Here is a 14002-nt window from a genome sequence, read left to right as displayed (position 1 = left end):
CAGGCATCTTGAAGTCGCTTGGGTATATAACATTCTGTTGATATAGAGAATTGAGATAAATTCTGTCTTATATAGCAAAGCTATTAGTGGAATTATTGATGAGGCTGAGACGAAAAAAACCAAATCATATACTATAAACTGGAAGAATATATGATTTGGTAACAGTGTTTTTCGCTTTAGAGAGTCTTAATGCTTTCTAGTGCGTGTTTTAAGCATAACATTGCTTGTTAAATCTATGTATAGCGATAATTGAAAGGTTAGGTTTACAACATAATGTTTCTTCTCTAACCGCTTCATTATTAAGCGTAGTCAAAGAAATTTGACCTGAAAAGCCAATTGCTAAAAAAGTAGCGATCAGAGCATGGCATTCAAACCATGCTGCTAATCATGAGAATAAGTTTATTGTTGGCTTGTTTGTGCAGAAGGGTGAGTGCTTTCAACTTGAGTCACAATATCGTAAGTAATGAAGTAACCTACAAGCAGGATAAGAGGGATAAATTTAAGCCACTTTTTCATGATGAAATACCAATAGTCGGAATAGCGTTGTACCTTACCACCGTATTTAATTTGATAAAGATCGATTAATGAAAAGTTAGGTTTACTCTGAAACGTACGAGTGTTTGATCTCTAGATATAAAAAAACCGAGCAGAGGCTCGGCTTTTCGTAATGCATTTATGATTTAGAAGTATAAACGTACAACAGACTCAGCTACACAACCTGGGCGACGGCAGCCTTCGATTTCAACTGTAATTTCTTGAACAATCTCTAAACCACGTTTAATAGGCGTAACTGACTGAATTTTAGTACGCGCACGTACATTCGTACCTGATTTCACAGGGTACGGGAAACGCACTTGGTTTAAACCATAGTTCACAGTCATTTTTGCTGTTGGAAACTTCTGATTCGCCGGATCAACGCTATCTGTTAATACAGATAGTAGGGATAGCGTTAAAAAGCCATGAGCAATGGTTGTTTTAAATGGTGATTCTGTTTGCGCACGCTCAGGATCAGTGTGAATCCATTGGTGATCATCTGTTACCTCGGCAAAGCGATCAATACGTGATTGATCAACTGTTAGCCATTGACCAACATGGATCTCTTCACCCAATGTTTCCACCAATGAATTCATTAGCTTTTCAGCTTCTGGGTGCATTTCAATTGGCTCAGGTTTCTCAACCTCAACAGAGTTGCCATTCGCAACAGAGACTAAATTATGCTCTTTCACCCATGAAGCTAATTGGCTGTTGTTCGCTTTGTTTAGGAACTCAACCCAATAGTCGCGAATTGTTGGTGATAGCCAGTCTTTAAATTCAAACTGGTGATGCGCTAAAACCTCACGCTTACGTTTGATAAAATCGACTACTTTTTCTTTCATAGAGCATAACCTTCGTTGAAAATCCCGCCTTTGGGGAGGGCGCGTATTGTAGCGATAATTTACATTCGCACAAATATATTTGTGGAGTGTGTCGCACTATACGACTCATCCGATGAGTAGATTTTAGTTAAATCAAGTAAATAGCGCAATCCAAAAAAGTGAATTAATCTGTCAAATTACATTCATATAAGAAATTTCTATTATTAAATTAAAGACTTAGTGAAAGAGCAGTGTTGTTAGGAAATATGAATTTTATATTGGTTGTCATAAATATATCCCACGATTGTAGTAAAAATTAAATATCGCTTTGCCAAAGTGTGGCGGTTTTTTGTTTACGTTAAGGATTGACCGTGAAAAAGCCATTATTGACAGCACTAGTAATTTCTTCTTTATCCTCTTCATTTAATTTTGCTCACGCCACTGAAAAGCCGTTTGAAATAAATCTTATTGGTCGTGCTTTATTAAATGCACAATCTCCCGAAGGTGCAGCAGAAATTGTCGCCTATCAAAATAGTAAAAAACGAATTTTTGCAATTAATGGCTCAGGCAAAACATCGACAGTCGAAATTATTGACGCCACTAAATTTAATGTATCTGATTTAAAACAATCTGCTAAAGGTGTAACCAATAATAGTAATCTATCTTCTGTTTATACAATTAATTTAGCAGAACATACGAAAGGTAATGCAAATAGTATTGCGATAGCTGAAACACAGGCATTGGCTGCTGTGGCTATTGCAGCAGATAAAACCTGTGAAAAAGGCTCGATTGCTTTTTATGACATAAGTGGAGATAAGCCTGCTTTTATTAAGAATGTCGAAGTGGGCTATTTGCCAGATATGGTGACATTTACGCCAGATGAAACCAAAGTTATTGTTGCCAATGAAGGTGAGCCATCAGGTGATTACCTCACAGATCCAGAGGGTTCTATTGGTATTATTACGATTGATAATGGAAAAGTAGCTGATAAAGCAACATTACTAGGCTTTAACCAATTTAATGTGCAGCAAACCAAGCTTGAGCAACAAGGAATGGTTTTCTCAAATCCTAATGGACAGACCATTAAGGGGAAGAAAATTGTTAGTACAGTCGCGCAAGATATTGAGCCGGAATATGTTGCTGTTTCAAAAGACAGTAAAAAAGCTTACGCTTCATTACAAGAAAATAACGGTATTGCGATAGTCGATTTAGCAACGAACACGATTACCTTACAAGGGCTAGGTTTTAAAGATTGGTCGAAATATAAAATGGATGCATCTGATAAAGATGGTGGCATTAATATGAAGGCTTATCCTGGTCTTTATGGTATGTACCAACCTGATACGTTAGCCAGTTATACCGTTAACGGCAAAAGCTACGTTGTGATTGCCAATGAAGGTGATGGGCGTGAATATTTCTTTGACGCCCAAGATGAAGACGCCTGTAAAGAACAAGGCGGTTTAGACTTTGATAAAAAAGACGGTTGTCTCTCGTTTGTTAACGATATTCGCGCTAAGAAATTAACTCTAACTGGTAACTTTAATTATTTAAAAAATGATGAAACCGATATTGGTCGTCTAAAAGTTAATCCTCAATTAGGTGATAAAGATGGCGATGGAAAATATGAAGCACTATATACCTTCGGTGGGCGTTCATTTTCTATTCTAGACAGCCAAGGCAAGATGATTTTTGATTCTGGTGATGAAATTGGGCTGCTAACTGCCAAGATCCACGGTCAAGCATTTAATAATGATGAAGATGAAAATGCAGGTGATGCACGCTCTGATGCAAAAGGTGCAGAACCAGAAGCGTTAACAGTGGGTCAAGTAGGTGATAGAACTTACGCCTTCATTGGCCTAGAGCGTATGGGTGGTGTAGTTGTTTATGATATTACTGAACCGAGTAAGGCACATTATGTTGATTACTTTATCAACCGTGGTTTGGAAGAAGGCAAAGCGATTACGGGTGATTTAGCACCGGAAGGGATGACATTTGTTTCTGCAGAAAACAGCGCAACAGGTAAGCCACTTGTTATTATTGGTAATGAAATTTCAGGCAGTGTTGCCGTGTGGGAAATATCATCTAAATGATATAGCTATTCAACGAGGAGCTATATAGCTCATAAAGATAAAAGTTATCTTAGGTAAAACATCTTCATCCATAAAAATAAAGCGGTTGTAATATCAATGAATGGTACGGACAACTTAGGTTGTTCGTATTCATTTTCTGCTTACTGCTGCAGAAATCTACCGCGTTCCAATAGCAAACTACAAACTATTACACATTTCTTTATCAACTGCCTCACCTCAAAGATCAATTTAGGCCGTATATAATTAATGATGGCGGATTGCAAGCTAATTGGCTATCAGAAGAAGCCCGATTTTGAGGGATTGGTGCTAAGCTTATAGGGCAATTAGCGGTGTTAGCTGAGGAAAATTGTTAACACAAATCAGTACCTAAATTTTGGATATTCAATTAAGCTCCTCATTTAAAAACAAGGTTTTATTGTTTGTGGCGAATTTGCAGATTCATTTAAAGGACACACGACGTACTTCTTTGGTGAAAATGCTGTGACTTTTATTGTTATTTAGAGACCAAATATGAATAAGTATCTGTTTCTTGTTTTAGTTTGTGTATCGTTTCCAACGTTTGCAGCAAAGAAAGTATTGGATTGCGATAATCCTCGTAACACCCTTGAAATCAATGAATGTGCTGCAGGTAAGTTAGATTCAGCTCAAGCGGAATTATCGAAATATTTTACAGCTAGTCTTGAGCATAATAAAGAAGATCCAAAGCTCGTTAAGGCGATTGAACAAGCCCAACAAGATTGGGAAGTGTATATGAAAGCCCAGTGTAGTGCGGTTTATACGCAGTGGCGTGACGGTACGATCCGTAATGTAATGGCGTTAGATTGTAAAACCCAGCTAACCAAAGAAAGAACTCATGATATCTGGATGCATTTCTTAACTTATATGGACAGTACGCCTCCGGTATTACCAGAACCACCAAAGAACTAATATCTAAGCTGAATAATAAAAGCTCTGTACAAACCGATTGTTCAGAGCTTTTTTAGTTGAAGTAATAAGTGTCATTACAAAAGGGTGTCAGAATAAACGACGTTGTAATCCCGTTCTCTCTAATATACGGGTTGAGATCTCTTCTACCGACATACTTGATGTATTGATGTAAGGAATCGCTTCTCGTCTGAATAAGCTCTCGACACTCAGTAGTTCCTCTTCACATTGTTTTTCACTGGCATAGTCACTGTTAGCGAGTCGGCTGCTGCGAATTTCTGTTAAGCGCTCTGGATCTATGGTTAAGCCAAACAGCTTATGGCGGTGAATTTCAAATTCAGGTAATAAACGCATTTTTGCTAAATCTTCTGCAATAAACGGATAGTTCACTACTCTTAAACCAAATTGCATTGCCATATAAAGGCTGGTGGGCGTTTTCCCACTGCGTGACACGCCAAGCAATATTAAATCAGCTTCCTCTAAACCACGAAGAGAGATGCCGTCATCGTGTGAAAGGGTGTATTCGATAGCCGCTATTCGATCAAAATAGCCGTCTTGATCTTTACCGACACTGTGTGAGCGTTGCAGTTGTGGCTTGGCTTCTAGCTGTAGATCTTCAGCAACGAAATTGACCATGGTTTGTAATACATCGTAGAACAGGGCATTTGCTGACAATAGCTGTTGTTTTATTTCTGGCACAACCATAGAGAAGAAAACCAAAGGCTTTTCTCCCGTCGCTAAAAAAGATCGTTCTATCTCTTTTATCACTTCAGTGACTTTGTGCCCATTCTCAATAAAGGGAAAGGTCTGTTCATTGACTTTAAGAGGGAACTGAGCAAGCACAGCATGACCAACTGTCTGACAAGTAATAGCGGTTCCATCAGAAATGTAGAATACGTCACGAGTTCTAATTTTGGGATGCATAATAAGTTTAAATCATGAAATAAAGTTAGATAAGATGCGCTTAAGGTATAGAAAAGTGATCAAATATTTTGCTACTAAGTCCACAACCTGACTTAAAAGTGAAAATTTTTTTGCTGATTAAAGCAAACGTTTGCCTTTTCTTTACATGGTAGTTGATTATTGTCGGAGAAACACATGCAAAAGCACACCCTTTGGTTCAATACGTTATCAATGAATGATGTGAACCAAGTTGGCGGTAAGAATGCCTCGCTTGGTGAAATGGTTTCAAACCTTTCAAATGCGGGAGTGTCTGTTCCTAACGGATTCGCGACTACCTCTCACGCATTCCATGAGTTTTTAGAATATGAAGGGCTGAATAATCGTATTTACGATTTGCTAGGTACTCTTGATGTTAATGATGTAGATGCACTACGTGAAACAGGTTCAACCATCCGTAATTGGATTTTAGATGCGCCGTTTCCACGTGAATTAGAACAGAGCATCCGTCGTGATTACCTTGAATTGATTGATGGTAATCAAGCACTTTCTGTAGCGGTTCGTTCATCTGCAACCGCAGAAGATTTACCTGATGCTTCCTTTGCGGGGCAACAAGAAACATTCCTTAATGTAAAAGGCGTTGATGCTGTTTTAGAAGCAACGAAGCATGTTTATGCATCATTGTTTAATGATCGCGCCATTTCTTACCGTGTTCACCAAGGTTTTGATCACAAGGGTATTGCACTGTCTGCGGGTATTCAACGCATGGTGCGCTCTGATAAAGCAGCCTCTGGTGTGATGTTTACGCTTGATACTGAATCTGGTTTTGATCAAGTGGTGTTCATTACCTCTTCTTGGGGTTTAGGTGAAATGGTAGTGCAGGGTGCTGTAAACCCTGATGAGTTTTATGTTCACAAACCAATGCTTGAAGCTGGACATGCGCCGATCGTAAGAAAGAACTTTGGTTCAAAACTCATCAAGATGATCTATTCAGATAACCAAGAAATTAGTAAGCAAGTCGACATTGTTGATACTTCAGCTGAAGAACAGCACCAGTTCTCAATTAATGATGAAGAAATTAAAGAGCTTGCAAAACAAGCAATGATCATTGAAAAGCACTATCAACGTCCGATGGATATTGAGTGGGCTAAAGATGGTATTGATGGCAAGCTTTACATTGTTCAAGCGCGTCCTGAAACGGTATGTTCGCAAGAATCTCAAAACGTAATTGAACGCTATGAGCTTAATAATAAAGCAGATGTGTTATTAGAAGGTCGTGCTATTGGTCAACGTATCGGTAGCGGTAAAGTCCGCTTGGTTGATTCACTTGATCAAATGTCACTGGTTCAAGAAGGGGATGTCCTTGTTACTGATATGACAGATCCAGATTGGGAACCTGTGATGAAGCGTGCTTCAGCGATTATTACTAACCGTGGCGGTCGTACATGTCACGCTGCTATTATTGCTCGTGAGTTAGGTATTCCTGCGATTGTCGGATGTGGTAATGCTACAGAAGTACTAATCGATGGCGCTGTTATTACTGCTTCATGCGCAGAAGGTGAAACAGGTTATGTTTATCAAGGTGAGTTGAACTATGAAGTTCGACGCTCATCGGTAGATGAACTACCAATTCTACCAACTAAAGTGATGATGAATGTGGGGAACCCTGAGCGCGCATTCGATTTTGCGCAGCTACCGAATGAAGGCGTAGGTTTAGCGCGTTTAGAATTTATCATCAATAAAATGATTGGCATTCACCCTAAAGCGTTACTTAATTTTGATGCGCAAAGTGACGAGTTAAAAGCGCAGATCAGCGAGAAAATCAAAGGTTATAACGATCCTATTGATTTCTACGTAAGTAAACTGACGGAAGGCATCTCAACCATTGCTGCGGCATTCTGGCCAAAACGTGTGATTGTACGTATGTCTGATTTCAAATCGAATGAGTACAGTAACTTAATTGGTGGTCAAAGTTTCGAGCCACATGAAGAGAACCCTATGTTAGGTTTCCGTGGTGCATCTCGTTATATCTCTCCAGTGTTTGAAGACTGCTTTGAGCTTGAAACACAAGCGATCAAACGTGTTCGTAATGATATGGGCTTAAAGAACGTAGAGATTATGATCCCGTTTGTTCGTACGCCTAGTGAAGCTGCATCGGTTATTGAGTTACTGGCGAAAAATGACTTACGCCGAGGTGATCAAGGTCTGAAAGTGATCATGATGTGTGAACTGCCATCAAATGCCGTACTTGCGGATGATTTCTTAAAGTACTTTGACGGTTTCTCCATTGGTTCGAACGATATGACTCAGTTAACGCTTGGTTTGGATCGTGATTCTGGTGATGTTGCACACCTCTTTGATGAGCGTAACCCTGCGGTTAAAGCAATGCTGAAAATGGCGATTGATGCGGCAACAAAAGCGGGTAAGTACGTCGGAATTTGTGGTCAAGGACCATCAGACCATGATGATTTAGCTAAGTGGTTAATGGATCAAGGTATTAGCTCGGTATCATTAAACCCAGACACTGTGATTGATACTTGGTTAAAGCTAGGAAATGTTAATAACAACCATTAACAGACATCCTAGGTTTAGAACAAAAGATTGAAAAAAGGCTCTGACTTGTTCAGAGCCTCTGTTTTTGTAGAGCGTTTTCTTTTTTACTTTGATGATTGAAGAGCTAATTGCAGTGATGGCTTTAACTCATCAAGCCACTGATAACGATGTTTATACAGCTTGCGCTTATTTCTATTGAGTAGGGTTAAGTCTTTTCGTTTCGGTGATAACGGCAACTGATATAATTCTTTGTTTTGCTTAATACCATTATATTCTTGCCATAACTCATCATAGTCACAACTAACAGCAGTGCGTTTTGAACCAATATAACGTAGTGCTTGGTAAATATGACCTTTATTGCTAACGGCAGTAATATTTTTTAATTGGTAACAGTCCGCAAAAATAAGAACTAATTCAACCATTAATGCTTTAGGGCGTAAGCCATACAATCCTTTGGTTAACTGTTTAATAAGTGCTTGACGGTTCTCAATATCACTGTCTGGGCCTTGTAAAGCACCAATATGTAAAAGGCTTTGCTCCTGGTTAACGGTAAAACTAATACAATACAACTGTGTATCGTTATTATCCGTTAATGTAATGCCGATAGAGCCCTCGCGTGAGTAACCTGCATCAAGATATATATTGTAAATATTGTCGTTCTTATCTGTTATTTGCCAAAGTTTATAGCCTTTATGCTGGTATATATTTAAAAGGTTTGAAGAAAAATTGTTCAGCATAAATTGCAGATGCTTTTTCAGCATCCGTGTTCTTTGGTTTTTATCCCATGACAAGCAACCGTATGGTTTTAATGGTTTTTCAATAAAAGATGGGTGTACCGTAATTAATTTTTTAAGCAATGGAACATCGAAGCAGCTTATTAATTCATTAGTTACTTTAGGCGATAAAACACACCAGCAATAGAGGCGAAACTTTTTCCTGATTCTATCAATCCCTGTGGTGTCTGAATAACGCATGTTTGATAAAAATGATCCATGCTTAAACACCGTACCTGATGTTATGCTCTGAATAGACATTTCGATAAACCTTATAAAGATGCATGTTTATTATGTATGGATATTCTCTTTGGAATAACCATGGAATATTAAAATCTAAATTAAACAGTGTTTTAATTAATGAAAGCTGAACAGGTGATTGATATTTACAAACTGATACTTTTGTTTTTAATTATATTAAGTATTGTCGAAATCCTGTTTATTAATATAAATCACAGCTTAGTTTTATGTGTTTTTATGAATAGAATATTTCTATGTATAACGAGTTAAAGCATTAGCAAATTAGGTTAATATTTTTGCTCTGAAAAGTTCAATCATCAAAAACTCAACTATTTAAATTCTGAATAAGCAATCAAGAGAGAGCTGTACATTAATCCCGCTTGTAATGTATGCGTTAAGGCAGCACGAAAATGTGGCGCACTCAATGCATCATTAAAAGGCGCACCCATCCAATACGGTAAAAAGAAAGCGGCAAAAATCACACATAATATTTTCCACGATGTTGGTGTTCTCCATGCAGCTGAGCCAAAGTAAATCAAGTAAACCATCACTAATAAAATCAAGTTACTGCTCGCTTCTCGAAAGAAGTGATACCAGCTGTGTGTTTGGTAATGGGGATCTCCGATATGGCTTAATGTTAGACCCATACTGCCAAGAAAAAAGATTGAGCCAATGATCAGTAATAGCCTTGATAAAGTCAGTTTTGACATTGTTATCCTTGGATAAAGACAGTGAATTGAAGAGTCTGGAAAGGATAAAAGTACCAAGGTGAAAAAAGTGTAGAAACGATGATGTAGATTAATTGTAAATATCATTTAGGAATGTGCGTTCGCACCACTTATCCCAAGTATCTGGAAATGGAATATTTGTTAATGTAGAGATACGTTTATCAGGGAGAGCTTACAATGATCAAAGAAATTACCTTTCCAAATTCAGCAGGGATCTCAGGCAATGAAAAAGGTCGCTATTATCGTGATTCCTTTTCCGTCAATATTAGTCAACAGAACTTAAATGCTATTGATGTGTATTATGCGATTTTTGCCCATCTACCTAAGCCTGTGATTATTGCAATGAAAATAAGAAATAAGATCATGGGGTGGCTAGGTTTTTCAGCGGGCGCAACGGAAATGTCGTTACCAAAAGAGCAAATCGCCACAGGTAAACAAGCTGGTTTTCTTGTATTTGAATCGGTATCGGAAACGGAGGTAGTTGCTGCAGCTTATGAGAAAAATATGGATATGTGGTTATCCGTATTAAAGCTTTCTGAAAGAGAATATGCGGTTTCAACATTGGTGAATTTAAAAACACGATCTGGACGTTTATACATGGCGTTCATTAAGCCTTTTCATAAGTTGGTAGCTAAGTTTTGTATTGCTCAAGCATTGCGTGCAAAGCGTATTTAAACAGTTAATAAGGTGTAACACTTTACTATTAACTCTTGTTTTGAATTTTAAGGTAAATTGCTGCCATCTAAGAAGTGATCACTGCGATCTGATAAAGGAAGATCATCGATGGTAGCGTTATTTTTCAAGTGCTTGTTAGGGGCTTTTGCTGTTTTACTCATTGCGTTACTTTCTAAAAGTAAGAGCTTTTATATCTCAGGCTTAGTGCCGTTATTTCCCACCTTTGCTTTAATCGCTCACTACATTGTCGGTACAGAACGCACCATGGCAGATTTGCGTATGACGGCATTATTTGGGCTCTATTCGTTAATCCCTTATGCGGCATATCTTATTGCTGTTTATTACTTTAGTTATAAATATGAGCTAGTTTGGACGCTATCATTGGCAGCATTAGTGTGGGTGTTCTTTGCTTGTTTGTTACTAATGGGGTGGACAAAGTTTAGCCCTGCATTGAGTTAGGTTAGAGAATAGTGTGAGATAGGGGGAATGGTGACATGAACGGAGACATGAACACTAAATCTCAAGCTTATATACATTAATGCAGAGAATATGGCGTGATCGGTGATGATTTCAATCTCGAACACGCCATGATATTAATGCGATTAAACCTATTTGTTTAGATTATTAACTAATCATTTAGACTCTTTTTCATTTAATAGATCGATAAAGAAAGCATATTCTAGAGCATCTTCATGCAGTGCTTTAAAGCGACCGGATGCGCCACCGTGACTAGCTTCCATATCGGTTTTAAACAGCAAACGGTTATTGTCCGTTTTCATTTCACGCAGCTTAGCAACCCATTTCATTGGCTCAAAGTACTGTACTTGTGAGTCATGCAAACCTGTTGTGACTAACATATTTGGATAGTCGTGTTTGCCTACGTTATCGTATGGCGAGTAACTTAGCATGTACTCATAGTACTCTTTTTGATTTGGGTTACCCCATTCATCGTATTCGTTCGTTGTCAGTGGGATCGACTCATCAAGCATAGTCGTTACCACATCCACAAACGGCACTTGTGCTGCGATACCGCAATATAATTCAGGTGCTTGGTTGGCAATAGCACCCATTAATAAACCACCTGCAGAGCCGCCAACGGCAAAGATCTTATCTTTAGCGCCATAGCCTTGCTCAACAAGGGCTTTGGTCACATCAATAAAATCATTAAAGGTGTTTTGCTTGGTCAGTTTTTTACCGTCTTCATACCAAGGACGACCCAACATTTCAGAGCCACGAATATGGGCAATCGCGTAAACAAAACCACGATCAAGCAAGCTTAAGCGTGATGATGAAAAGCTTGGGTCAATAGTTGAACCATAGGAGCCATAACCGTATTGATATAACGGGTTGGTGCCGTCTTTTTTGAATAGATCTTTACGATAAACCAAAGAAACTGGCACTAATTTACCGTCACGTGCAGAGATCATTAAACGTTCAGATTGGTAATTATCAGCGTTAAAATCACCTAACACTTCAGCTTGCTTTAATAACGTAAACTCACTGTTATCAAGGTTGATATCGTAGTGAGAGGCTGGCGTTGTCATACTTGAATAGTAAAGACGTAGCTTATTGGTATTTAACTCTTTATTACCATAGAAGAAAGCGGTGAAAGCCTCATCATTAAAGCGTAATTCACGCTCTTCATTGGTATCTAATTGGCGAACCGTAATATGGGTTAAGCCATTAGAACGCTGTTGGTAAACAAGAAAGTTATCAAATAGCTCGTAGTCTTCCAGCATTACACCTTCTTGCGGTGCAATCACATCTTGCCACTCTGTTTTATCGCCCAGCTTATCAGCATCGACTTTCATTAAACGGAAGTTAACCGCTTCATAGTTCGTCAATACGTAAAACTGCTGACCCAATTTAGAAATGCTGTATTCCAAGCCCTCTTCACGTTCTAAAAATGGCGTTGCAGTGGCATTTGGATCATTAGCGTCAATGATTGATACCGCACTGGTTTCAGTACTTGAGTGCCAGATATACACCAACTCGTTATCTTTACTCTTACCAATTGAGGTGTAGAAAGACGGATCGGTTTCTTCAAAAATAAGCGTATCGTCAGCTTGGTTAGTACCTAGCTGGTGGCGATAAACCTGATAACCTAATAGGGTTTGTGGATCTTTTTTGATGTAGTAGAACGCCTTGTTATCGTTCTGCCATGCAATAGAACCACTGGTGCCTGTGATTTCATCGGCAAGGTATTCACCCGTTGCTAAGTTCTTCACTTTAATGGTGTAAATACGACGACTGACCGTATCTTCGCCATAAGCTAATAGATTCTCGTCTTGGCTAACGCTCATACTAGAAACGTTATAATACTCATGACCTTTAGCGAGTTCATTGACATCGAGTAAGACTGTTTTATGCGTGCCGTTAAAGTCATCAGCACGAACAGATACGGCATATTCGTTATCACCAGTCACTTCACTGAAATAGAAATAGTTCCCTTGTTTAACTGGTACTGAGTTGTCGTCTTTAACGATACGACCTTTAATTTCTTCAAATAGCTGTTGTTGTAGTGCCTCTGTGTGCGCCATTACCGCATCAGTGTAGGCATTTTCAGCGTTAAGATGCGCAATGATTTCAGGATCGGCACGATTGTCATCTCGCATCCAATAATAGTTGTCGATGCGAGTATCATCATGGATGGTCATTGTGTGGGGGATTTTCTTGGCAATCGGCGCTTGAAGATCTTGAGCCACGTTTGTTGTTTTTGTATTCACAGTCATGTCCTTCCACGAATTTTCTTTGATATTGGAGATAACAAAGAAAACGAAAAAATAGGAACCAACGCACGTCGTAACACGTTGTTTATATAGAGTATAAGCGTTTTATGGTTAGCGATGTTTGATCGCTATTTGCTTTTCTATTTACCCCGTTTATTGCTTATTATTTGGGGGCATATTCAGAAGATATCAATGCCTACCAGTAATAGCATGGTGATTTATTCTGCTCAATTTTGGTGTGGATTTCTTTTCCCTTTTATAAACAGTGAGATATGTAATTGTATTTTTCAATTATAGAGTAATTACTTTAACTGTTTGGTTTTATAGGGATTTATAAAATACAGTGTTTGTTTATTTGTAAACGTCAGCTATTGCTACTGCGATAAAACAAAATAGTGTGAGGTTAATCACAAAAAGGTTTTGGTTCGAGCATAATATTAAAAACATAACTCGTTGATAGTAGATATGTTTATGAAGAACGCATTGATTATAGCCTTAGGAATTATTACAGGCGCTATCGTTATTGGTGGACAGTCTTTTTACCATTTGCTCACATCACAAAATATTGTCAATGTCGCCAGTGGGGAAGTTCGGCTAGGGGAAGTGTATGACGAGCAACTCACCACCACAGTCACGATCATCGGTGACGATAATGAAACCCCTATTTTGACGATCACCGATGCCACAGATCAAATAGTTAAAGATGTTAAGCAAGAATTAGCGCAAATGGTGGTTGATGCCAATAAAACCTTATCAGCGCATGAAAAGATGCGTTTAGAAACCGCCTATTTTGATACGAATGTGAACATTGAGCTTTCTACAGAGGTGGAATATCACTCTCAGTATCAGAAAGATATGCAGTTAACGATTGATGAAACCGAACTATCACACCATGCCAGCGAGCAATATCACTTTGCTGAAGCCGTCGATATGTTAAATACTTACGCAAGCAAAATGGATACGATTTACCATCAGAACGATTCTTTTATTCACAAAACCTAGGGATCGCAAGACGATTAAGGATAGAGTGTAAAG

General features: G+C 38.5%; 11 protein-coding genes. 6 read left to right on the top strand and 5 right to left on the bottom strand.

From position 1 onward, the window contains the following. Positions 1 to 680: 680 nt before the first annotated feature. A complete protein-coding gene (locus tag Q7674_RS05270; RefSeq protein ID WP_045065762.1) occupies positions 681 to 1376 on the bottom strand; it encodes a MaoC family dehydratase in 696 nt (231 codons plus the stop codon). 350 nt (positions 1377 to 1726) lie between these two features. Here Q7674_RS05270 and Q7674_RS05265 point away from each other — a divergent pair, with 350 nt between their 5' ends. Together Q7674_RS05265 and Q7674_RS05260 are read left to right on the top strand one after the other, a co-directional pair. Then, entirely contained in the window at positions 1727 to 3445 is a 1719-nt protein-coding gene (locus Q7674_RS05265; RefSeq protein ID WP_305421969.1) for a choice-of-anchor I family protein, read from the top strand. A 510-nt stretch (positions 3446 to 3955) separates the two neighbouring features. Continuing rightward, on the top strand, positions 3956 to 4372 hold the full coding sequence (locus Q7674_RS05260) for a lysozyme inhibitor LprI family protein (protein ID WP_045065759.1): 417 nt from the start codon (positions 3956 to 3958) through the stop codon (positions 4370 to 4372). Positions 4373 to 4459: 87 nt separating this feature from the next. Here the strand turns inward: Q7674_RS05260 and ppsR are convergent, their stop codons facing one another. Then, the gene (gene ppsR / locus Q7674_RS05255; protein WP_045065757.1) at positions 4460 to 5293 is read right to left on the bottom strand and encodes a posphoenolpyruvate synthetase regulatory kinase/phosphorylase PpsR; all 834 of its coding nucleotides are present in this window, start codon (positions 5291 to 5293) and stop codon (positions 4460 to 4462) included. Between the two features lie 174 nt (positions 5294 to 5467). Here ppsR and ppsA point away from each other — a divergent pair, with 174 nt between their 5' ends. Next, the gene (ppsA, locus tag Q7674_RS05250) at positions 5468 to 7843 is read left to right on the top strand and encodes a phosphoenolpyruvate synthase (protein WP_107229540.1); all 2376 of its coding nucleotides are present in this window, start codon (positions 5468 to 5470) and stop codon (positions 7841 to 7843) included. Positions 7844 to 7926: 83 nt separating this feature from the next. Here the strand turns inward: ppsA and Q7674_RS05245 are convergent, their stop codons facing one another. Then, positions 7927 to 8796 (bottom strand): VirK/YbjX family protein, encoded by an 870-nt coding sequence (locus tag Q7674_RS05245; RefSeq protein WP_237156714.1) that lies wholly within the window; start codon positions 8794 to 8796, stop codon positions 7927 to 7929. Between the two features lie 368 nt (positions 8797 to 9164). Further along, complete coding sequence (locus Q7674_RS05240) at positions 9165 to 9545, bottom strand: hypothetical protein (protein WP_045065754.1); 381 nt, start codon at positions 9543 to 9545, stop codon at positions 9165 to 9167. A gap of 195 nt (positions 9546 to 9740) precedes the next feature. On the opposite strand from Q7674_RS05240, the gene Q7674_RS05235 reads away from it, so the two are divergent. Next, on the top strand, positions 9741 to 10238 hold the full coding sequence (locus Q7674_RS05235; RefSeq protein WP_045065753.1) for a DUF2867 domain-containing protein: 498 nt from the start codon (positions 9741 to 9743) through the stop codon (positions 10236 to 10238). A 108-nt stretch (positions 10239 to 10346) separates the two neighbouring features. Further along, positions 10347 to 10697, top strand: coding sequence for a GlpM family protein (locus Q7674_RS05230; protein WP_045065750.1), 351 nt, complete (start codon positions 10347 to 10349; stop codon positions 10695 to 10697). A 173-nt stretch (positions 10698 to 10870) separates the two neighbouring features. Here the strand turns inward: Q7674_RS05230 and Q7674_RS05225 are convergent, their stop codons facing one another. After that, the gene (locus tag Q7674_RS05225) at positions 10871 to 12970 is read right to left on the bottom strand and encodes a S9 family peptidase (protein ID WP_305421961.1); all 2100 of its coding nucleotides are present in this window, start codon (positions 12968 to 12970) and stop codon (positions 10871 to 10873) included. A 468-nt stretch (positions 12971 to 13438) separates the two neighbouring features. On the opposite strand from Q7674_RS05225, the gene Q7674_RS05220 reads away from it, so the two are divergent. Continuing rightward, entirely contained in the window at positions 13439 to 13969 is a 531-nt protein-coding gene (locus tag Q7674_RS05220) for a hypothetical protein (protein WP_045065746.1), read from the top strand. The last annotated feature ends 33 nt before the right edge of the window (positions 13970 to 14002 follow it).

This window comes from Photobacterium leiognathi (assembly GCF_030685535.1).
GTDB lineage: Bacteria > Pseudomonadota > Gammaproteobacteria > Enterobacterales > Vibrionaceae > Photobacterium > Photobacterium leiognathi.
This window is presented reverse-complemented; position numbering and strand designations above follow the sequence as displayed.

Excerpts from the sequence above, each read along its gene's own strand:
- Q7674_RS05245 (WP_237156714.1), bottom strand. The coding sequence starts at position 8,796 with ATGCGTTATTCAGACACCACAGGGATTGATAGAATCAGGAAAAAGTTT.
- Q7674_RS05260 (WP_045065759.1), top strand. The coding sequence starts at position 3,956 with ATGAATAAGTATCTGTTTCTTGTTTTAGTTTGTGTATCGTTTCCAACG.
- Q7674_RS05225 (WP_305421961.1), bottom strand. The coding sequence starts at position 12,970 with ATGACTGTGAATACAAAAACAACAAACGTGGCTCAAGATCTTCAAGCG.
- ppsA (WP_107229540.1), top strand. The coding sequence starts at position 5,468 with ATGCAAAAGCACACCCTTTGGTTCAATACGTTATCAATGAATGATGTG.
- ppsR (WP_045065757.1), bottom strand. The coding sequence starts at position 5,293 with ATGCATCCCAAAATTAGAACTCGTGACGTATTCTACATTTCTGATGGA.
- Q7674_RS05235 (WP_045065753.1), top strand. The coding sequence starts at position 9,741 with ATGATCAAAGAAATTACCTTTCCAAATTCAGCAGGGATCTCAGGCAAT.
- Q7674_RS05230 (WP_045065750.1), top strand. The coding sequence starts at position 10,347 with ATGGTAGCGTTATTTTTCAAGTGCTTGTTAGGGGCTTTTGCTGTTTTA.
- Q7674_RS05220 (WP_045065746.1), top strand. The coding sequence starts at position 13,439 with ATGAAGAACGCATTGATTATAGCCTTAGGAATTATTACAGGCGCTATC.
- Q7674_RS05270 (WP_045065762.1), bottom strand. The coding sequence starts at position 1,376 with ATGAAAGAAAAAGTAGTCGATTTTATCAAACGTAAGCGTGAGGTTTTA.
- Q7674_RS05240 (WP_045065754.1), bottom strand. The coding sequence starts at position 9,545 with ATGTCAAAACTGACTTTATCAAGGCTATTACTGATCATTGGCTCAATC.